At 34.0% G+C, this 22,460-nt stretch carries 18 protein-coding genes; 12 read left to right on the forward strand and 6 right to left on the reverse strand.

Features of this window, described 5'->3' with window-relative positions; all coding sequences use genetic code 11:
* The first annotated feature begins 4 nt into the window (after positions 1 to 4).
* From Q7C23_RS01695 to Q7C23_RS01725, 7 genes are all read left to right on the forward strand, one after another.
* Positions 5 to 382: a 3-hydroxyacyl-ACP dehydratase gene (locus Q7C23_RS01695; protein WP_375030890.1), complete on the forward strand. Its 378-nt coding sequence runs from the start codon at positions 5 to 7 to the stop codon at positions 380 to 382.
* Positions 379 to 864 (forward strand): hypothetical protein, encoded by a 486-nt coding sequence (locus Q7C23_RS01700; RefSeq protein WP_375030891.1) that lies wholly within the window; start codon positions 379 to 381, stop codon positions 862 to 864. The genes Q7C23_RS01695 and Q7C23_RS01700 overlap by 4 nt, the downstream gene beginning before the upstream one ends.
* Before the next feature lie 18 nt (positions 865 to 882).
* Complete coding sequence (locus tag Q7C23_RS01705) at positions 883 to 2,061, forward strand: DUF2062 domain-containing protein (protein WP_375030892.1); 1,179 nt, start codon at positions 883 to 885, stop codon at positions 2,059 to 2,061.
* Positions 2,062 to 2,215: 154 nt separating this feature from the next.
* Positions 2,216 to 5,896 (forward strand): 1-acyl-sn-glycerol-3-phosphate acyltransferase, encoded by a 3,681-nt coding sequence (locus Q7C23_RS01710; RefSeq protein ID WP_375030893.1) that lies wholly within the window; start codon positions 2,216 to 2,218, stop codon positions 5,894 to 5,896.
* A gap of 1 nt (position 5,897) precedes the next feature.
* Positions 5,898 to 7,415, forward strand: coding sequence for a phytoene desaturase family protein (locus Q7C23_RS01715; protein WP_375030894.1), 1,518 nt, complete (start codon positions 5,898 to 5,900; stop codon positions 7,413 to 7,415).
* An 11-nt stretch (positions 7,416 to 7,426) separates the two neighbouring features.
* Positions 7,427 to 9,091 (forward strand): C45 family autoproteolytic acyltransferase/hydolase, encoded by a 1,665-nt coding sequence (locus Q7C23_RS01720; protein WP_375030895.1) that lies wholly within the window; start codon positions 7,427 to 7,429, stop codon positions 9,089 to 9,091.
* The gene (locus Q7C23_RS01725; RefSeq protein WP_375030896.1) at positions 9,088 to 10,386 is read left to right on the forward strand and encodes a phenylacetate--CoA ligase family protein; all 1,299 of its coding nucleotides are present in this window, start codon (positions 9,088 to 9,090) and stop codon (positions 10,384 to 10,386) included. Before Q7C23_RS01720 ends, Q7C23_RS01725 begins: the two co-directional genes overlap by 4 nt.
* Before the next feature lie 60 nt (positions 10,387 to 10,446).
* Here Q7C23_RS01725 and Q7C23_RS01730 read toward each other — a convergent pair whose 3' ends face one another.
* Positions 10,447 to 11,544 (reverse strand): hypothetical protein, encoded by a 1,098-nt coding sequence (locus Q7C23_RS01730; RefSeq protein WP_375030897.1) that lies wholly within the window; start codon positions 11,542 to 11,544, stop codon positions 10,447 to 10,449.
* Positions 11,545 to 11,779: 235 nt separating this feature from the next.
* Between Q7C23_RS01730 and dusB the strand changes: the two genes are divergently transcribed.
* Entirely contained in the window at positions 11,780 to 12,772 is a 993-nt protein-coding gene (dusB, locus tag Q7C23_RS01735) for a tRNA dihydrouridine synthase DusB (RefSeq protein WP_194656371.1), read from the forward strand.
* A gap of 92 nt (positions 12,773 to 12,864) precedes the next feature.
* On the opposite strand, the gene Q7C23_RS01740 is transcribed toward dusB, so the two are convergent.
* From Q7C23_RS01740 to rbfA, 3 genes are all read right to left on the reverse strand, one after another.
* On the reverse strand, positions 12,865 to 14,292 hold the full coding sequence (locus Q7C23_RS01740) for an MATE family efflux transporter (RefSeq protein WP_375030898.1): 1,428 nt from the start codon (positions 14,290 to 14,292) through the stop codon (positions 12,865 to 12,867).
* A gap of 169 nt (positions 14,293 to 14,461) precedes the next feature.
* On the reverse strand, positions 14,462 to 15,661 hold the full coding sequence (locus tag Q7C23_RS01745) for an ABC transporter permease (RefSeq protein WP_375030899.1): 1,200 nt from the start codon (positions 15,659 to 15,661) through the stop codon (positions 14,462 to 14,464).
* 1 nt (position 15,662) lies between these two features.
* Positions 15,663 to 16,055, reverse strand: a complete 393-nt coding sequence (gene rbfA / locus Q7C23_RS01750) for a 30S ribosome-binding factor RbfA (protein ID WP_007808467.1) — start codon at positions 16,053 to 16,055, stop codon at positions 15,663 to 15,665.
* A gap of 246 nt (positions 16,056 to 16,301) precedes the next feature.
* Here rbfA and Q7C23_RS01755 point away from each other — a divergent pair, with 246 nt between their 5' ends.
* The 4 genes from Q7C23_RS01755 to Q7C23_RS01770 all read left to right on the forward strand — a co-directional run bounded on the left by Q7C23_RS01755 (position 16,302) and on the right by Q7C23_RS01770 (position 20,372).
* Positions 16,302 to 16,706 (forward strand): HPP family protein, encoded by a 405-nt coding sequence (locus tag Q7C23_RS01755; protein WP_375030900.1) that lies wholly within the window; start codon positions 16,302 to 16,304, stop codon positions 16,704 to 16,706.
* A gap of 289 nt (positions 16,707 to 16,995) precedes the next feature.
* On the forward strand, positions 16,996 to 18,432 hold the full coding sequence (locus Q7C23_RS01760; RefSeq protein WP_375030901.1) for a circularly permuted type 2 ATP-grasp protein: 1,437 nt from the start codon (positions 16,996 to 16,998) through the stop codon (positions 18,430 to 18,432).
* 34 nt (positions 18,433 to 18,466) lie between these two features.
* The gene (locus Q7C23_RS01765; RefSeq protein WP_375030902.1) at positions 18,467 to 19,420 is read left to right on the forward strand and encodes an alpha-E domain-containing protein; all 954 of its coding nucleotides are present in this window, start codon (positions 18,467 to 18,469) and stop codon (positions 19,418 to 19,420) included.
* 4 nt (positions 19,421 to 19,424) lie between these two features.
* Positions 19,425 to 20,372 (forward strand): transglutaminase domain-containing protein, encoded by a 948-nt coding sequence (locus Q7C23_RS01770; RefSeq protein ID WP_375030903.1) that lies wholly within the window; start codon positions 19,425 to 19,427, stop codon positions 20,370 to 20,372.
* Between the two features lie 28 nt (positions 20,373 to 20,400).
* Here the strand turns inward: Q7C23_RS01770 and Q7C23_RS01775 are convergent, their stop codons facing one another.
* A complete protein-coding gene (locus Q7C23_RS01775; RefSeq protein WP_375030904.1) occupies positions 20,401 to 21,654 on the reverse strand; it encodes a murein hydrolase activator EnvC family protein in 1,254 nt (417 codons plus the stop codon).
* A gap of 23 nt (positions 21,655 to 21,677) precedes the next feature.
* On the reverse strand, positions 21,678 to 22,457 hold the full coding sequence (locus tag Q7C23_RS01780; RefSeq protein ID WP_375030905.1) for a DUF4292 domain-containing protein: 780 nt from the start codon (positions 22,455 to 22,457) through the stop codon (positions 21,678 to 21,680).
* Between the last annotated feature and the right edge of the window lie 3 nt (positions 22,458 to 22,460).

Consider the following 22,460-nt stretch of genomic DNA (forward strand, 5'->3'; position numbering starts at 1 on the left):
AAAAATGGTTTTAAAAGATTTTTACAAAGTTCTTTCGGAAGAAAAAACAAGCGATTCTAAATATAGTATTACGATTTTAGTCAATGAGAAACACGAAGTTTTCAAAGGCCATTTTCCGGGAAACCCGATCATGCCGGGGGTTTGCATGATTCAGATTATTAAGGAACTTACTGAGAAAATAACGAAGGAGACTTTAATGATTCAGACGCTTGCCAACGTAAAATTCATGGCGCTTATTAATCCGGAAAACAATCCGGAATTGCGCTTAGAACTTGATATTACAAGGACTGAGGATAATTTGGTGAAAGTAAAAAACACCACTTATTTTAATGAGACTGTCGCTTTGAAACTGAGCAACGTCTATAAAAAACTGGAAATATGAAACTGCTATTAACATTACTTTTATGGGTTAATTTTACTGGTACGCCAGACTTGGCTGCTATCAGAAAAATGTATACTGGCGTTACAAAATCAGAAAGCAACGCTAAAGAATTTTCAGAAAAACTGGCTGACGTTTCTAATAATGATGATAAAACTTTAGTGGCTTATAAAGCGGCTTCCATTTTATTGGATTCTAAGTTTGAAAAGAAATTAAATGACAAAATTGCTCGTTTTAAGGAAGGTGCAAAATTGCTTGAATCAACCATCAAAAGCGAACCAAATAATATTGAATTGAGATTGATCCGCTTAAGCATTCAGGAAAATGTCCCTGGAATTACGGGTTACAAAAAGAATATTAAAGAAGACAAAAAATATCTTACGGATCATTATGCTGAACAAAATAGTGCTTTGAAAGAGTACTTAAAAGACTTTATTTTACAATCGAAAAGTTTCTCTGAAAAAGAAAAACAATTCGTTAAGTAAGCGAAAGCAAAACTCCAAATGAAACCTACTTTGTCACAGCAAGATTTTTTAAATTCCACGTCCTTTTGTGTTATTGTACCAACTTACAATAATTACAAAACGCTGCGAAAAGTACTCGATTCCGTTTTAGATTTTACGTCAAATGTCATTATCGTCAACGACGGATCGACAGATGAAACTTTCGAAATTTTACAATCCTATTCACAGCTCACTCAAATTCATCATCCTAAAAATTTAGGAAAAGGCCGTGCACTAAGAAATGGATTTCGAAAAGCAATCGAAATGAAATTCGAATATGCCATTACAATTGATTCTGATGGACAGCATTTTGCTTCTGATATTCCGGGTTTTATTGAAGAGATTAAAAATGAACCCAATTCTTTGTTGATTGGAAGTCGCAATATGACACAGGAAAATGTTCCAAAGAAAAGCAGTTTTGGAAATAAATTTTCTAATTTCTGGTTCAAATTTGAAACCGGAATCAAATTGGACGATACACAATCTGGTTTTCGATTGTATCCTTTGAATTTAATTCCGAAGAAATTTTATACCAATAAATTTGAGTTTGAGATTGAAGTTATAGTTCGATCAGCCTGGAAAGGAATTGTGGTCAAAAATATTCCGATTCAGGTTTTATATGATCCGGCAGAACGTGTTTCTCATTTTCGCCCCTTCCGGGATTTTACCCGAATCAGTATCTTGAATACGGTTTTGGTAACGAATGCCCTTTTATATATCAAGCCCAGGGATTTCCTTCGAAGAGCAAAAAAAAAAGGTTTTAAAAAATTCTTTCTTGAAGATATTTTAGAAAGTAAGGATTCCAATTTTAAAAAATCGGCAGCAATTGCTTTGGGTGTTTTCATAGGGATTTCTCCTTTTTGGGGCTTTCAGACTATTTTGCTTTTTACGTTTGCTGCCTTATTTAAGCTTAATAAAGTCATAGCTTATTTGTCTTCTAATGTGAGTTTTCCGCCTTTCATTCCTTTTGTCATATACGGTTCATTAAAAATGGGAAGTTATTTTGTATCTACTGATGCTCCATTAATTTTAGATAGTTCGATTACACTTGATGATATTCAAAAAAATGCAACACAATATATCGTCGGAAGTCTTATTTTAGCATCCGTTTCGGCGCTGTTTTTTGGGCTTTTAAGTTATTTGCTTTTAACGGCTTTTACCAAAAAACGCATTGAATAAAAATCTGGAAAATTTTACCACAGATTAAAGGATTAAAAAGGATTTTTTTCGTCACGAATTAGCTTAAATAATTCGTGAATTCTTAGCGAAACTAACAAAGATTTAAATCAATTTAATCCTTTAATCTGTGGCAAAAAAACAATAAATAATAATTATGCATCAATATTTCTACGCCATTCATTTATTTGTCAACCGAAGAAAATCTTTGTCGGTTCTATTGGCTGTTTTGATGCTTTTTGTATTTGGCTTTTTTGCTTCTCAAATTAAATTTGAAGAAGATATTACCAAATTAATTCCAACAAACGATAAGACTGATGTTACCGCAAAGGTTTTAAAACAATTGAATTTTGCTGATAAAATAACGGTCATTTTCAAACTCGAAAAAAACGGTTCTGATGAAAATTTAAAAGAAATGGCAACTGCGTTTTCAGACAGCGTTTCTGAATCTTGTAAGCCCTACGTAACCGGAATTCAGGGAAAAATTGATGAAGAAAACATTCAGGAAACTATTGATTTTGTTTACGGAAATTTGCCTCTTTTTCTGGACAATAAAGATTACGAAACGATTCAGAGTAAACTGCAAAAAGACAGTATTGCGGCAACCGTTCAGGGAAATTATAAATCGATTATTTCACCATCCGGATTTGTTACGAAAGATTTTATTCTGCAGGATCCATTAGGAATTTCGTTTATCGCTTTAAAAAAATTACAGCAATTAGATGTTGGTGACGATTTTACGCTGGACAATGGTTTTGTCATGACCAAAGACAAAACAAAATTATTGCTTTTTATAACATCCAATCTGCCTTCGAGCGAAACAGAAAAAAACACCATTTTCGCAACCAAACTCAAATCGATTCAGGAAAATTTAAATCAGCAATTTAAAGGCAAAACTTCGATCAGTTATTTTGGTTCGGCTTTGATTGCGGTTGCCAATGCGAATCAAATTAAAAGCGATATAGTTTTAACGACAACAATAGCCATGATTACGTTAATGCTGATTTTGATTTTGTTTTATAGAAAAATATTAATTCCGTTGATTATTTTTCTGCCAACCTTATTTGGCGCTTTGTTTGCCGTTGCGTTTTTGTATTTTGTCAAAGAACAAATCTCAGCTATTTCACTCGGAATTGGTTCTATCCTACTCGGAATTACTATCGACTACTCCCTTCATATTCTCACGCATTACAAGCATAATAGTGACATCAAAACGTTGTACAAAGACATTACGATGCCGGTTATTATGAGCAGTTCCACAACCGCGGTTGCGTTTTTATGTCTGCTTTTTGTGAAATCTGATGCGTTGAATGATCTTGGAATTTTCGCTGCCGTAATCGTTATGGCTTCGGCATTTTTCTCGCTCTTGATTGTTCCTCATTTATACAAACCGAAAGAGAACAATTTTGAACACAAGAAAAATGTGATTGATAAATTGGCGCATTTCTCTTTTCACAACAATAAAATCTTAATTGGTTTTTGCGTTTTAATTACGATTGTTTGCTTTTTTACCTATAACAATGTTGGTTTCAATAACGATTTATCGCAATTGAATTTTGTTCCAAAGGAAATTAAAGCAGCCGAAAAAGAACTAGAAGAAAGCACGAGTTTAACTTCTAAAACTATTTATGTTGCTTCGTATGGAAAAAGCATGGAAGAAGTTTTGAAAAACAACAGTCAGCTTTTTTCTGATTTATCGAAGGACAGGCAACAAAACAAAATTTTAAATTTCAGTTCTGTTGGAGGGATTATGCTTTCGCAGAAGGAACAACAGCAAAAAATTGATAAATGGAATTCGTTTTGGGATGCCAATAAAAAAGAACTTTTAAAATCAGAATTAATTGCTGAAGGTTCAACACTCGGCTTTAAGCCAACCACTTATTCTACTTTTTACGATCATTTAGATTTTAATTTTAAACCGATTTCAGCTCAGGAATATTTAAAAATTCAGGCGTTGCAGCTGAAAGAATTTGTAACCGAAAAGAATGGTTTTTATACGATTTCGACTTTGGTAAAAGTAAGTCCGGAACAGCGGGATGCTTTTGTGAAATCGGCTTCAGCCAAAAATAATTTAATTGCAATTGACCGCCAGCAAATGAATGAAACGTTTTTCAGCACTTTGAAAACCGATTTTAATTCACTTGTCAATTATTCGTTTGTTGCCGTAATTCTTATTTTATTTTTCTTTTTCAGAAGAATTGAATTGGTTATTGTAAGCTGTATTCCGATTGCCTTAACGGGAATTGTAACGGCAGGAATTATGGGCATTTTTGGCATTCAGATGAATATTTTTAGCATGATTGTCTGTACGCTGATTTTTGGACACGGTGTAGATTTTAGCATTTTCATGACAAGTGCGCTTCAAAAAGAATATACAACAGGCAAAAACGAAATTGCCATTTACAGAACATCCATTATTCTGGCCGTTATCACCACTATTTTAGGAATTGGTGCGATGATTTTTGCCAAACATCCAGCCTTGAGATCTATTTCATCGGTTTCCTTAATTGGGGTTTTTGCAGCACTTATTATTACATTTATCTTTTACCCGATTCTCTTTAAACTATTTATATCAAATCGTTCGAAAAAAGGAAATCCACCTTTTGTATTACGCACCTTTGTTCACGGTATTATTTCGTTTACCTATTATGGACTTGGCGGTATTTTGATGTCACTTTTCAGCTTTACCATCATGCCTATTCTTCCGCTAAAGGAAAAAACTAAAATGAAAGGCTTTCGATATGTGATTTCGAAATTCATGAAATCAGTTTTATATTCGAGCCCTTATCTTCGTAAAAAAGTCATTAATAAATTCGGTGAAAATTTCGAAAAACCAGCCATTATTATCGCCAATCATTCTTCGTTTATCGATATTCTGGCAATGGGAATGCTGAGTCCGAAAATTATATTTTTAGTAAACGACTGGGTTTACAACTCTCCTATTTTTGGCGGAACAGTTAGAAAAGCAGGTTTTTATCCGGTTTCAGAAGGAATTGAAGGCGGCGTTGAACATTTGCGTCAAAAAGTAAACGAAGGCTATTCGTTAATGATCTTTCCTGAAGGAACCCGCTCTGAAAGTAATCAAATTAAACGTTTTCATAAAGGTGCCTTTTATCTTGCCGAAGAATTCAATATAGATATTCTGCCTGTTTTAATTCACGGTGCTTCAGAAGCAATTCCGAAAGGAGATTTTGTAATTCATGACAGTTCTCTTACCGTTTCTATTTTAGAAAGAATATCACCAGATAATCTTTCTTTTGGGGAAAATTACGCGGAAAGAACAAAACAATTAAGTTCGTATTTTAAAGCAGAATTTGCTAAAATTCGTCAGGAACTTGAGGGTCCGGAATATTTCAAAAAAATGATTCTTCATAGTTATGACTATAAAGAAATTGAAATCATCAATAGCGTTAAAGACAATTTAAAAACACATTTCGAAATCTATTCCCGCTTAAACAGACATCTTTCGGCGAAAGCCAAAATATTACATTTAGCGAATGATTATGGGCAACTTGATGTTTTATTAGCGTTACAGGAACCACAGCGAAAAATACATTCGTACATTGTGAACGAAGAAAAATCATTAGTAGCGAAAACCAATTATTTCCTCAAGAAGAGAAAAATCACTTATTTGGAAAACCTTGAATTGACTGTAGAAAATCAATATGATGCCGTTTTAATTTCTGATGAAAATTATACTACTGCTATTGAAAAAATCGTTGCTGTAACTTCCTGCATTATTTTGATTGATAATTCCACTTTAAAATCCACTTTGATTAACTTTGGTTTTGAAAATCTTTTAGAAGAAGATTCCATAATCGTATTAAAGAAAAACTAGAATGAAGGAGCAATACGATGTTGTAATTGTAGGCAGCGGACTGGGCGGTTTAGTTTCGGCCATTATTATGGCAAAAGAAGGCTATAGTGTTTGTGTGCTCGAAAAAAACAATCAATACGGCGGAAATCTACAAACGTTTGTGCGTGATAAAACCATTTTTGATACCGGAATTCATTACATCGGAGGCTTAGATGAGGGACAAAATCTCTATAAATATTTTAAATATTTGGGGATTATGGATCATTTAAATCTGAAAAAATTAGATGAAAATGGTTTTGATATGATCTCTTTTGAAGACGATGAAAATGAATATCCACATGCGCAAGGTTATGAAAATTTTGTAAAACAATTAGAACATTTTTTTCCTGAAGAAAAAGAAAACCTTGAGGAATATTGCACTAAACTACGAACGATTTGTGACTCATTTCCACTTTACAATTTAAAATGGGAGGGCAAATATGACAATGCTATTTTAGAATTAAACGCAAAAGAAATAATAGACAATAGTACCCAAAATGACAAACTAAAAGCTGTTTTGGCGGGAAGCAATTTTCTGTATGCCGGAATTCCGGAAAAGTCTCCGTTTTATGTTCATGCCCTTTCGGTAAACTCCTATATACAAAGTTCCTGGCGTTGTATTAATGGCGGAAGCCAGATTACAAAACAACTCTTAAAACAACTTAAAAAATACGGCGGCGAATTTTATAAATACAAAGAAGTTACTCGTTTTAATGTTGAAAATAACAAAGTAACGGGTGTAGAAATGAAAGACGGAACTCGGGTTTCCGGTACACGTTTTATCTCTAATATTGATCCCAAAATTACACTGCAGCTAGTTGGCGAAGAGCATTTCAGGAAAGCTTTTTTTAGCAGAATTCAGAGTCTTGAAGGCGTTATTTCAGCTTTTAGTTTATATCTCGTTTTTAAACCAGAGACTTTTAAATACATCAATCATAATCATTATCATTTTAAAAAAACCAGTCAAGTCTGGAATGCTCATGATTACGACGAGGATTCATGGCCAAAAGCTTTTATGGCTTCTATGAATGCTTCAAAAAAACAAGAAGAATGGGCAGAAGGGATGACTTTCATCACTTATATGAAATATGATGACGTTGCCCCCTGGAAAAATACTTTTAACACAACTATTGAAGAAAATGATCGTGGCGAAAGTTATGAGGAATTTAAAGCCAGAAAAACATCTAAATTTCTTGATGAAATTGAATTAAAATTTCCAGGAATAAAAGATTGTATTCGGTCAATTCACACTTCGACGCCACTTTCTTATCGGGATTATATTGGAGGACATAATGGAAATATGTATGGTTATGTGAAAGATTCCGGCAATCCGATGAAAACCCTGATTCCATCAAAAACCAAATTAGATAATCTTTATCTTACCGGACAAAGCATTAACATGCACGGCGTTTTGGGAGTAACTATTGGAGCTGTCGTAACCTGTTCTGAAATTCTTGGGAAAGAATATTTAGTAACCAAAATCAATCAGGTATCTGAATAAAAAATGTGTATATGAAAAGCCGGATTAATTTATTTTTATTCGTTAGTTTTTTATTGATGTTGGCATCTTGCGGAACATCAAAATCTATGCATCATGAACCTGATATCTCAAAATATAATACTGCAAAACCTGTTGTAACAAAACAATCTTCTACTGTTTTTGTATCAGGAAAAAATTCACTTTTAAAAAACAAACAAAATCTTTGGGAATTATATGTCGAGGGTGATCCTTTGGAAATTGGGCTTACTACCGGCGCTTTGTCTGATTCTCTTTTAAAAAAACAGGAGAATATCTTTTTCTCTAAAATAGAAGATATCGTTCCGTCAAGATTTCAGCAGAAATTGCTTCGCCAATTTCTAAAATGGTACAATCGGAAATTATACACCAATGTTCCAGAGGAATATCAAACTGAAATTTATGGCGTTTCGCAATACACTTCCAATAATTTTGATAATATAGCACCACAATACCAACGCAATTTGTATTTGCATGCCGCACACGACATTGGTCATGCCTTACAAGATTTGGCTTTGGTTGGCTGTTCGTCTTTTGCTGCCTGGGGCGAAAAATCTGAAGACGGCAATTTAATTCTTGGACGCAATTTTGACTTTTACGTTAATGACGCTTTCGCGGAAAATAAAATCATTGCCTTTATAAAACCGGAACAAGGTTACAATTTTATGATGGTAACCTGGCCAGGCATGATTGGTGCAGTTTCCGGAATGAATCAGCAAGGTTTGACGGTTACAATTAATGCCTCAAAATCAGAAATTCCGCTGAGTGCAAAAACGCCTATTTCAATTTTGACCCGTGAAATTTTACAGCATGCTGCAACTATTGAAGAAGCAATTGCAATAGCTAAGAAAAGAAAAGTTTTTGTTTCTGAATCGATTATGGTTGGAAGTGCTCAGGATAACAAAGCCATTTTAATTGAAGTTTCTCCAAAAAAAATAGACGTATATGATGCTCCTAACAGTAATCAATTACTTTGTTCGAATCATTTTCAGAGTGAAGCTTTCAAAAATGATGAACGAAATCAGATTCAAATTAAAGACAGTCATTCACAATATCGCTTTGACAGAATGCAAGAACTTTTAGATGAAAATCCAAAAATGAATCCGAAAATTGCTTCTGAAATTCTACGAAATAAAGAAGGTTTAAAAGATATATCATTGGGTTATGGAAATGAAAAAGCGTTGAATCAATTGCTGGCGCATCATGGAATTATATTTAAACCAAAAGAAAAATTAGTTTGGGTTTCGGCAAACCCGTTTCAACTGGGAGAATTTGTTTGTTATAACTTAGATTCTATTTTTAACAGAAAATCAAATTTTGCTGTTTCATTCGAAGAGGAAAATTTAAATATTGCTAAAGATCCATTTATAACCACTGAAGCTTTTCAAAACTTTAAAAAATTCAAAGCTGAAAATCATCAATTTGATTTGTATCTGAAAAAGAAAGAAACTATTTCATCTAACTTTATTCTGCATTATCAATCTTTAAACCCGGATTATTGGGTTGTATATTACAAAGCAGGGTTGTACTTTTATCAAAAAAAAGAATTCCGCGCTGCTCAGGTTAATTTTGAAAAAGCCCTGACCAAAGAAATTACTACCGCTCCTGAAAAAGCAAAAATTGAAAAATATTTAAAAAAACTCAAAAGAAAATTACAATGATTCCAGCAATAGAAAAAGATTCTTTAGACGAAATTAAAATTTTTCAGGAACAAAAATTAGCGGAACTTTTAACCTATATCAGTGAGAATTCCCCTTTTTATAAACGTCTTTTTACCGGAAGAAATATTAATATTTCGATTATAAAAACGCTCGAAGATTTACAATATTTACCCGTAACTACAAAAGAAGATTTACAAAAATATAATGATGATTTTTTGTGTGTGCCACAACATAAAATTATTGACTATGCCTCGACTTCAGGGACATTAGGTGATCCGGTAACTTTTGGTTTAACCGATTCTGACTTAGACCGATTGGCTTATAATGAAGCCATTTCATTTGCCTGCGCCGGAATTGCAGAAGGCGATGTGGTACAATTAATGACGACAATCGACCGGAAATTTATGGCGGGTTTGGCTTATTTTCTGGGGTTGCGAAAATTGAAAGTTGGTGTTATCCGAGTTGGTGCCGGAATTCCGGAATTGCAATGGGATTCAATTCTAAAATACAAACCTTCTTATTTAATTACGGTTCCGTCTTTTCTTTTGAAATTAATTGAATATGCCGAGATCCACGGAATTGATTATAACAATTCAAGCATAAAAGGTGCAATTTGTATTGGAGAATCATTAAGAAATGAAGATTTTTCGATGAATACTTTATCCAAAAAAATTATCGATAAATGGAATATTAAGCTGTTTTCGACTTATGCCTCTACTGAAATGAGCACTGCATTTACCGAATGCGAACACGGAATTGGCGGACATCATCATCCGGAATTAATTATTGTCGAAGTCCTTGACGAAAATAATATGCCAGTAAAAAATGGCGAAGTTGGCGAATTGACTTTTACCACTTTAGGAATTGAAGCCATGCCCTTATTACGTTTTAAAACAGGCGATATTGTACAGCTTCACAACGAACCATGTTCTTGTGGTAGAAATACTTTGCGCGTTGGACCTGTAATTGGTCGTAAAAAACAAATGATAAAATACAAAGGCACAACACTTTATCCGCCTGCGATGAATGATGTCCTGAGTGGTTTTGACAATATCGAAAATCATATTATTGAGATTTCAACCAATGATTTAGGTACAGATGAAATTCTGATAAAAATTGCCGTAAAAAATCAAACACCAGAATTTCTACAGGAAATCAAAGATCATTTCAGAGCGAAATTACGAGTTACTCCAAAAATAGAATTCGCCTCAAAAGAAACTTTAAATCCTTTAGTTTTTAATCCGATGAGTCGAAAACCAATTCGGTTTTTTGACTATAGAAAAACGACTGTTTAAAAATATTTGCATAAAAAAAGCCTAGTTTAACAACTAGGCTTTTCATTTATTTTTTTATGACTAAAGAGCTTCTTCTAATACTCCGGTAGATTGAATTACCTGCGGTTGAGTTGAGAATGACTGACCATTAGAATCTACAACTCTCAGATATAAATTATAATAAGTTGATTTTATTGATGTTTTCGTCAATAAATATAATTCAGACCCCGTACCTATTTGAAGATAGAATGAATCTGGATCCTGCTGACGCTTAATCCACCAGCTATAAGTATAAGAACCAGTTCCTCCAGAAGCTGTTCCTGTCCAAGAACCCATCGAAGTTTTTGTTACATAGCTTGAACCTGTAAAACTGGCTGTAGGTGTAATTGAAGCCAGACTAAAACTATATAAATTAGTAATTTCTTTCGGAAGTGATGTAGTATTAAATATTACACCTCTTTGATGTGTCGCTTTTAAAGTAACACTGTAGCTCTTTGCAACTGCATTAGTTTTCACTTTTAGTGTAATTCCAAATCCAGTTCCCTGATAAGAAACTTGTTCTAAATTGTCATGATCATAATCCCAAGTGTAAATTGTCGGTAATTCTGATGAAAAGTGTTTAAGCGAAACAGTAAATGTTTCATTCCTTTTAGGAGCAACAGCGGGCTTATTCAAATCCATATTTAAAGCATAAGTTCTATGGTAAAGAACTCTGCCTGGTATATAATAATAGTCGATACAATTTCTAAACAGAGCGCCACCAGCACCTTGTTTAGAATATACAGTATTTCCACTTGAAATAACTGCTGCGTGCTCAACTCCTACAAAATTTCGATTATTATAATCCGTTACATTATTCCAATAGATAACTTTCGTTGCTTTACTGGAATTATCTTCTTTAAATATACTGTCTTTAATGTATCTGTTATATAGTACATAATTATCTAATTGTTCATTTCCCAGGCCTTCACTTACAGAGAACGCCAGTCCAAAACAATTGTATAAATCATTAGCTACAGCAAATTGGGTAGGTGTACCGCAATCTTCGGACGCTATTTTTTTTGTACTTGTAGTATTTTTTACTACTGCAGTTTCATCATTTTGTTTCATGGTTTCTTCCGAACATGAAAGGAATGTTAAAACAATAAATGACATCATAAAAAGTGTTACTTTTCTCATAGTTTTTGATTAGATTTAGGGTTTTTATAACATATATTGTCAAATATATACATAATTTTAATACAAATACTACATTGTTATTTAATTTAGTACTAATATTTTTACTTTATGTTCTGTTTGAAAAATTTACTCTCTTTAAAAGCACAAAACACCTAAACCACTGCCTTTCTGCTCTTTAAATCTTCGATTGCATAAATTCGATTAAAAAGTTGTAATTTTGCACAAAATATTGAAGATGGTCAAGATTGGCAACATAGAATTACCCGAATTTCCTTTATTACTAGCACCGATGGAAGACGTGAGCGATCCGCCGTTTCGCAGATTATGCAAAACGCATGGCGCTGACTTAATGTATTCTGAATTTATTTCGTCGGAAGGATTAATTCGTGATGCTATCAAAAGTCGAATGAAGCTGGATATTTTTGATTACGAACGTCCCGTTGGAATTCAGATTTTTGGTGGAGATGAAGAAGCAATGGCACTTTCGTCTAAAATTGTTTCTACCGTAAAACCAGATTTAGTGGATATCAATTTTGGATGTCCGGTAAAAAAAGTAGTTTGTAAAGGAGCCGGAGCCGGCGTTTTGAAAGATGTCGATTTGATGGTACGTTTAACGAAAGCCGTTATCAGAAGTACCGATTTACCAGTAACTGTAAAAACGCGTTTAGGCTGGGACGACAGTTCAATCAACATTGATGAAGTTGCTGAAAGACTTCAGGATATTGGTGTTCAGGCATTGACTATTCACGCGAGAACCCGTGCTCAAATGTATAAAGGCCATGCTGATTGGTCACACATTGCACGTGTAAAAAACAACCCTAGAATTACAATGCCTATTTTTGGAAATGGCGATATCGACAGCCCGGAAAAAGCATTAAAATATAAAAATGAATACGGAATCGATGGTATCATGATTGGTCGTGCTGCGATTGGTTATCCTTGGATTTTTAATGAAATCAAACATTTCTTTAAAACTGGAGAACACTTGCCTGCTCCAACGGTTATCGATCGTGTTGAAGCTGCCAGAAATCATTTAATATGGTCAATGGAATGGAAAGGTGAACGTTTGGGAATTGTAGAAATGCGTCGTCATTATACTAATTATTTCAAAGGAATTCATTCGTTTAAAGAATACAAACAAAAGTTAGTTACAACGGATGCACCTGAAGATTTGTTTGCAGTTATGAAAGAAATTGAACAGGTTTATGCCGGATATGAATTTGCTTAAAAATTACGATAAGCTTTGTCACAGTTTTAGACCTTGCCAAAGATCAATTTTACAAAAAAGACCCTCAAAATGAAGGCCTTTTTTATTTGAAATTATACCTGAATGCGTTTCCATTTTCCTCTTTTATAAAGGACAATTCCTACTAAAGTAATAGCCGTTTCTGCAACCGGAATTGCAATAAAAACACCAGTTGGCCCCATATGAAAATGTTTTGTCAATAAAAATGCCAAAGGAATTTGGAACAACCAAAATCCAAAGAAATTGATTCCCGTTGGTGTCCAGGTATCTCCTGCTCCGTTGAATGTATTTATCAAAACCATTCCAATTCCGTAGAAAACAAATCCAACACTCATAATCTGTAATGCTTCAACGGCCACTACTCTAACCATTTCATCGTTAGTGAAAAATGAGATAATGTACTTGCCAAAAACCAATGTAATGACCATGATTGTTGCCATGAAAATGACATTGTATCTTGCTGTTGTATATACTGATTTTTCGGCGCGTTCAATTTGTTTTGCACCTAAATTCTGTCCTACTAAAGTCGCCGCTGCATTACTCAATCCCCAAGCTGGAAGAATAAAAAACATCATAATTCTCAATGCCGTCTGATAACCTGCAGAACCATGATCACCACCCGTAGTAGCAACCAATTGCGCCAGAAAAATCCAACTGCAAGACGCTATTACGAATTGTAAAATTCCCGGAGCTGCAATTTTCACCAAAGCTTTTATCTGCTTAAAATCCGGAATAAAGTAAGAGACATAAATTCTCAAAACACCATTCCCAAAAAACAAATGGTACACTTGATATAATACGCCCATGCTTCTTCCTAATGTTGTCGCTAAAGCAGCACCCACTAATCCAAAAGCTGGAATTGGTCCTAATCCATTAATCAAAATTGGACATAAAATAATGTTGCAAATATTCGCCAGCCACAAACTTTTCATTGCAATTGCTGCATTTCCGGCACCTCTGAATATTCCGTTGATTAAGAATAATAACATTATACATAAACTACTTCCAATCATGATTTGTGTAAATCTGAAACCGTGTTCGGCGGCTTCAACAGATGCTCCCATCAAAATCAGTATATCTTTAGCATAGATAACGCCCAGAACACTCATTACGCTATTAACTGCACAAGCAATAATAATAGCCTGCATTCCGGCTTTCGCAGCAGCGATTGGATCTTTTTCGCCAATGCGTCGCGCTACAACAGCTGTCGCTGCCATACTCATTCCGATTGCTAAAGAATATATAATCGTCAGTACCGATTCAGTTAAACCAACGGTTTGAATGGCAAAACTGGAGTGCTCCAAATGACCAACGAAATATAAATCGACTAAAGCAAAAACGGATTCCATCATCATTTCTAAAACCATCGGAATGGCCAATAAAATAACGGCTTTTTTAATGCTTCCGGTAGTGTAATCAAAAGATTCGTCGCCTTTTATAGCTTGTTTTAAAGTGGTAAAAATTTTAGAAAATAAACTTTTTTGTATTGTTGTTTCTGTCATGATATATTAGGATAAATGATAAAATTGGTCCAGATTGAATTATCTGAACACGAGAAAAAAACGGAGGTATCCTAATTATTAAAAAAATAAAATAGGATTAGGCAGAAACAATCATATGCTGTAGATTTTTGAGACGATAAATATAGGTAATATTTTTTAAGAAGAAATATTAATCTAAGAGCTTTTTACTTACTCTGCTACTGGCAATTAAGGAAGCCACAAAACCAAGTGAAACAATTGTTGCCATCACGATAAGTACATTTTCTAAAGTAAAAACGACAGGATATGCCAAAGTTGGCGTCAACATGATCAGATTGTATTTTTGTTGTAAAACAACCATAATAATTCCAAGGGCAAGACCAATAATTCCACCGAAAACACTTAACAAAGTTCCCTGAAGCATGAATATTTTTCGAAGATTTTTAATTTCTGTACCAAGATTAAAAAGGGTTTTTAGATTTCCTTTTTTATCTAAAATCATCATAATTAAAGCACCAACCAGATTAAAAAGTGCAACAATAATGACCAACGTAAAAATCAAATAAACCGCAATATTTTCGGTGTTGAGCATCTTATATAAAGACTCGTTCAATTGCGCTCTGTTTTTGATTGTGATTTTGTTTTTGAAAATACTTTCAAGTTGAGATCTTATAGCATCTTCATTGGCATTTTCTTTTAATTTGAATTCTACTCCCGAAATCTGATTGGGTTTGTACATCAATAATTCCTGCGCCAAACTTAAATCGGCAAACACGTATTTTGAATCCAGATCTTCACTAATCGAATAAATTCCGACAGGCAAAACATCGGTTTTATTAAATGCTTCTTCTGGATTTTCAAAGGCTCCTTTTCCAGGTTTCGGCGCGAATATCTGCAGTGGATTTTCAAAATCTAAAACTCCCATCGAAAAATCTCTGGCAATTCCATACCCAACTACAACCTGATAAGTATCGGGCTTTACCCATTGACCATTAAAAAGTTTTTTTCTGATATCGTTTACAACCGGATAAAGACTGTCAACTCCTTTTAGGTAAGTAACTTGTTGTTTGTCTTTAAATAAAAACAAAACACGTTCTTCAATAATTTTGGTATACGAAGCAACGCCTTCTATTTTTTTTATTTTGCTTTCCTGATCCGGTGTGATCAAAAATGATTTTCCCAGTGTGCTAGTAATTTTTAAATCGGGATCTATTTCGTTTGTGAATGAAAGACTGAATACCTTTAATCCGCTAAAAACAGATAAAACCACAAACAAAGCCATTGTGCCAACAATAATTCCCATGCTGGCAATGCGATTAATAATATTGATAGCATTGTTTTTACTTCTGCTAAAAATGTAACGTTTGGCTATGTAAAGAGGGAAATTCAACTTATGATTTTCTTCTTTTTTCTAAAAGATCACGGTTCTCAATTGGGTTTTCTCTGTTTGATAAAGCGTTGTCAATTTTTTCGATATAATCTAATGAGTCATCGATAAAAAATACCAGGTTTGGTACACGACGCAATTGCAAACGAACACGTTGTGACAAATCGTGTTTAATTAAGGTTGTATTCGATTTAATACCTTCTAAAGTTTCCTTTGCTTTTTCTTGTGGAAAAATGCTTAAATATACTGTTGCCACAGATAAATCTGATGTAACGCTAACTTTGGATACGGAAATTACCAAATTATTAATTCCGTTTTTTCGCACTTCACCTTGCAAAATATCAACCAAATCTTTTTGGATGACACCGCCTATTTTTTTCTGTCTATTTGTTTCCATAGTGCAAAAATACTATTTTTAAATTTCACTCGATACAATTTCCATTGAACAATAGAATGATTTTTACATTCTTACCTCTTTTAACTTCAATTTTGGTTCTTTTTTTGATGAAAATCCAAGAAATAAGCTCATTCTTCTGAGGTCTCAATGCTGATAAAAGTCATATTTTTTATTGGAAATATTCTACATATTTGATAGAACCATTAACAAATCAATTATGAAAAAAGAGAACCAATCAGTCATATTATGACCAAAACCATAGTGACTGCAAACGACAATGACGACCTTAAAAAAGTTATTGAGAAGCTTAAGAAAAATACAATTCGCCACATCCCGATTGTGAAAGGAAAAGAAGTTGTAGGGATTATTAGCAGAACTGATATTAATCGATTGACTTTTGGAGCTTTGTTTGATGGACAAGAGGGTACAGATGAAGCAATTCTGGATATGTTGACTATTTCTCAAGTCATGACTTCAAAACCCAAGACAGTTTCATCTGATACAAGTATAAGAGATCTCGCTGAAATTTTTGCCAAAGAAGATTTCCATGCTTTACCTGTTGTTGACAATGGGGAACTTAAAGGAATCGTAACCACAACCGATGTTGTGAAATACTTTTTGGAACAATATGAATGTATTTTCAATTTTTGAAGTTTATAAATTAACAAGGGAGCTCCACTTGCTCCTTTTTTTTATTCAAAAAACTGATTAACAGCTCTATTTCTTCATAAAAACCATTTTCACTGCTACGAAATCCAAAAAAAAACCTATCGTAAAAAGTCATATTTTCAAAATAAAAACTTCAAAAAATGAATTTTACATAAATTACAAAATTCAAATTGATTGCAAACTTTAAAGAAAAATAAAATCGTATTTTAGATTAAAAAATGAATATTTTTTATTAAAAAGTCTATAATTCAGTTTATTTAATAATTAGAGTATGGCGAAATTAGCACCAAGTTTAAATCATAGTGGATGGGATGAAATGTTTTCCAAAGAAGGTGTTAGGGATTCCTACAGTCAGGTTTTTAAAACTTTACAAAGTTTAAGTCATAAAAATTTAACCAACAAGCAACAACAGGCTTCTGACTTGTTCATGAATCAGGGAATTACCTTTACCGTATATAGTGATGATGATAATGGAATTGAACGAATCTTCCCGTTTGATATTATTCCGAGGATCATTACACAAAAAGACTGGCTCGAAGTAGAGTCAGGGATCAAACAGCGTTTAATGGCTTTGAATTTATTTTTAGAAGACATTTATAACGAACAGAATATTATAAAAGAAGGTATTATTCCAGCAGGTCTAATCGCTTCATGCCCACATTATATACAGGAAGTTCAGGGAATAAAAGTACCTCATAATATCCATGTTCACATTGCGGGAATTGATTTGATTCGAGGATCAAAAGGTGAATTTTATGTTTTGGAAGATAATCTCCGGTGTCCGAGCGGTGTCAGTTATATGCTGGAAAATCGGGAAATTACCAAACGTATTTTTCCGGATATGCTTTCGTCAAACCATGTAAGTATGGTCAGTAATTATCCAATGATTTTTCACAGCATTTTGGTTTCGCTTTCTCCGAGAAATATACCAAATCCAAATGTCGTTTTAATGACACCCGGCGTTTATAATTCGGCTTATTATGAACACACTTATTTAGCACGTCAAATGGGAATTCCTTTAGTTGAAGGAAGAGATTTGGTCGTCAATAATAATCGTGTTTATATGAAAACCACTTCTGGTTTACAGCAAGTCGATGTTATTTATCGCCGTCTCGATGATGAATATCTCGACCCTTTAGTTTTCAAACCCGACAGTGCGCTTGGTGTTCCGGGATTAATCAGCGCGTATCGACAAGGAAATGTTGCCCTGGTAAATGCTGTCGGAAATGGCGTTGCCGATGACAAAGCGATTTATGCCTACGTTCCGGATATGATTAAATATTACCTGAACGAAGAACCTATTCTGAAAAATGTTCCGACATACAGAATGGAAAATTTAGACGAACGCGAACACGTTTTTGCCAATATGGAAACGATGGTTATTAAAGAAACCAATCAAAGCGGTGGCTACGGAATGATTATGGGTAACAAAGCAACGCAGGAAGAAATGGACGAAGCCAAAATTGCGATTACCAAAACGCCTCGAAATTTTATTGCACAGCCTATCATCCAATTAAGTACTGTTCCGTGTTTGATTGATGGTGAACTAAAATTACGTCACGTCGATTTGAGACCTTATGCATTATGCGGACCAAAAGGAATTCAAATTGTTCCCGGAGGATTAACACGAGTTGCTTTAACGGAAGGTTCTTTGGTCGTTAATTCCTCTCAAGGCGGTGGAAGTAAAGACACCTGGATTATAAAATAAATTACTTTTTCTAACCTCAAAAAAACATTCAAAAATGGGAGTAAATATGCTTAGTCGAGTTGCCGACGGAATGTTTTGGCTCAACCGATACATGGAACGTACTGATGGAATGTTGCTTACTTTGAACACTTCTTATATTTTATCTTTTGACAAAGAAATTAATGATTCTCAGGGATACAAACCGTTATTGGAATATTATACCAATTTGTCCAAAGATAAAATTCATGCGATACAATATGACACCACTTATGTGCTGAAATATATTATCTGTGACAACCAAAATGATAATTCGGTTAAAAATTTAGTAGTGAAAGCTCGTGAAAATGCCCGCGGTTCTCAGGATAAAATCACTAAAGAATTGTGGGAACATATCAATTCGATGTATCATTATATGAACTCGCCAGATCTTCCAAAAAAACTGGAAACCACTGACGCACTAAAAATTATTACCAAACTTAACAAGGATTTATTGCTTTATAACGGAATCCTTCAGGTTACAATGCCAAGAGGTTTGGGCTGGTGTTTTTCGAGCATTGGCAAACATATCGAAAGATGTTTACAAACCATTTCGATGACACAAGCTTACTTTGCCCCTATTAATTATAATCTCGAAGGCGAAGAAGATTTAATGTATTGGCGCCGTTTATTGCTGTCTCTGTCCGGATATGAATTATATCTCAAAAGTTACAGCAACATTTCGCACAATCGAAAAGTAGTGCATCAGGTTATTTTTAATATGGATTTTGCACATTCTGTAATTTATACTTTAGACTTTATAAACACCTATTTAAACTGTCTTTTCAAAGACAATGATCTGAGTGAAGCACGTACTTTAATGAACCAGTTTGGCCGATTGAAAAGTTATGTTGCCTATACAGATTATCAACATTTGACTAATCAGGAATTGGAAGAAGTCTTGCGAAATACCAAAAATCAGCTTATTCAATTTTCGACAGATTTTTCAAAATTATTCTTTTCTTATACTTAAAATTATGGCGGTTTTCAAAATAGTTCACCTTACAAAATATCAATATAATCATCCTATAAAAGAAAGTATTAATGAAATCCGGCTATTCCCACATCATTTTGAAAATCAGGAAGTATTGCAATATCAGCTCTTAATTACACACAATCCTGATGTCGATATTTCTGAAGATTATTATGGAAATCGAGTTGGCAATTTCAATGTTTTGGGTGCTCATACCGAAATGATAATTGAATCCCGAATGTTGGTTCGGGTGAATCATTCTCTTAAAATTCCGGAGATTGATACCACTTCCGTGGAAGATATTCAGACAGAAAAAGAAAAAAGCATTATGCTACTGCGTCTTTGTTATCTGGATGATATTCAGAAACAAAATGAAATTGAAGCTATATTGAAAAAAATCAAGATTGAAGACAAATCCATAATTGAAATAGCGCAACAATGCAATGCTTACGTTTATGATAATTTCATTTACACTAAAGGAATTACCAATATTGAAACAACCGTTGATGAAATTCTAACGCTAAAAAAAGGAGTCTGTCAGGATTTTGCTCATATTCTTTTACAGCTTTTACGTACCGCCGGAATTCCATCTCGTTATGTTAGTGGTTACATTTGCCCCAATGAAAGCGGACTTCGAGGTGAGGGCGCAACACATGCCTGGGTAGAAATTTATACACCAAAGCAAGGTTGGTTAGGTCTTGATCCGACGAATAATATCTGGACAATGGACAATCATGTTCGTCTTTCTGTTGGAAGAAATTTTAGTGATTGTACACCCATTAAAGGAACTTTTAAAGGATTAGCGAGACAGACTCTTTCCGTTTGTGTTTCGATTGGTTATGAAGACGGAAGACAGTTCGAAGAAATTAATGATGTCAAACTTCAGGAAGTTTCATCACGCGTTCAGGAGCAACTCGATTATATGGATCATTTACAACAGCAACAACAATAAAAAAGGGAGCTCATAGCTCCCTTTTTTTTTATCTGTTTTGTAACCATCCTTCCGGATTGTTATTGGATGTATTTTGAAGAATCAAAAACTTAATTACTGTTTTCCCGGTATCACCACTGGTTCTAACTTTTCCGAGACTTTGTTTGATACTTACTTTATCACCTTTTTCTACAAACACCTGACTTAGGTTTTGATACACAGTGAAATAATCTCCATGCTGAATCATAACTGCTCTGTTGATTGGAGATAAAACAATAACACTTGAAACCGTCCCTTCAAAAACGGCACGTGCTGTTGCGCCTTGCTCCGTTGTAATCTCAACTCCGGAATTGTGTACTGTAATTGACGGATGAAGCGGGTGTGGCTGATCGCCATATCCTAATGAAATAAATCCTTTTTCTACCGGCCAAGGTAATTTTCCACGGTTGGCTTTAAAGTCGGCAGCGAGGATTTTCCCTTCTGGTGTCAAAGCAATTTTAGAAGAGGAAACCGGAGCAGTAGACGCTGTTGATCCAGGATTATCTTTTGCTCTTTCTGCAGCAGCTTTTCTATTTGCTTCGGCAATGGCTTCACGTATCAAACGATCGATTTGTCTGTCGATTCTTTTTGCTTCTGCTTGTTTAGCTCTGGTATCAGCAATAATTTTATTTTTATCCTTTTTGATTGAATTAACCAATTTTTGCTGCTCCTTCTTTTCAATTTCCAAGCTTTGCTTTTCCTTTTGATTTTCAGCAATAATTTTTTTCTTAACCTGTCTTTGCCCATCCAATTTCGCATTGAAATCAACCAATTGAGCTGTTTTCGATTGAATTTCTAAACCTTGGTTTTTTCTGAAATTAGTATATTGTTTTAAATACTGTGCTCTTTTATAAGCTTGCAAAAAACTTTCAGAAGACAAAATAAACATTGCTCTACTTTGTTCTGAACGGCTTTTGTATGATTTCAAGATCATTTTTGCATAATCTTCTTTTAATACTTTCAATTCTTTTTTTAACTTATTAACCTGAACCTGGTTAATATACATGTCATTGCTTAAAAGTCTCTCCTGCTTTGCGGTAGTATTGATTAGCTTTTCTTTCAGTTTAATTTTATTTGCCTGAATTAAAAAGACATTTACAGCCGACTTTTCTTTTTTCTTTACAGACTGCAGCATTTTTTCATTGTCTCTAATTTCCTGCTGGATTTGAGCTTTTCGCTGCTCCAGTTTTTCTTGTTGCGAATCCTGCGCCCACATAAACGTTGTGGCACAAATAAAAATTAGGCTGAGGAGAAATTTTGGCATGTTTCTTTTTTCTTTTTGCAAATTTAATTAATTATAACTTTTTTATACCCACTTGGAACACTATATGGAAAAGAAAGTTCTTCATTAAACGTAATGTTATTATATTCTAAATTAATATCGGTCTTCCCTTTTGGCTGAACAGCATTAATTTCGATTTTGGTTGGTAGTATTCCCTGATCAAAAGTTTTACTATCAGAATATTTTATTGCTAACATTCTGTTTTCTGCAGGTTGCGAAATCTCTTCTTTTTGAATCAGATATTTTTCAGAGTCTAAATAGAATGCCTTTTTTATTTTGGCTTCTTTTTCATCTTCTAACCTGAAAAGATTTTCTACAATTGTCTGTGTGTATTTTCCTTTTCTTAAATCATCTAATGCTTCTCCAACTAGTAAATTTTGAACTTTACTATAATCCAATTCCGTTCCCAGCCATTTGCTTAAACTTGTAAAATCACCTTCGTAATAAGTTCCTTTTATTTTTTCATAGTAACTTACTGTAGTCGGCGTAATCAAGGCCTTTGCCATTGTGATTCCAAGAAAACGAACGCTTACTAAAATTTGCTTGTCTCTTTCAATTTTGATATCTGCAGTTACATTCTGACTTTGTTTTTCATCTTCATATTTAGCACTTGCTTTTATATTTAATGTTTTGAAATCTAATTTATTGTCGTAATGTTTTGCAATTGCTTTTTTGTCCTCTTTTGGCGCTTCTACTGTTTTGTCTGTGTTTTGTACTGCAACAGCTTTCGATTTACAAGAAATCACAAAAACCGACAGCAATACCAATGCTATATATTTTTTCATTTT

The organism is Flavobacterium sp. LAR06 (assembly GCF_041946075.1).
Taxonomy (GTDB): domain Bacteria; phylum Bacteroidota; class Bacteroidia; order Flavobacteriales; family Flavobacteriaceae; genus Flavobacterium.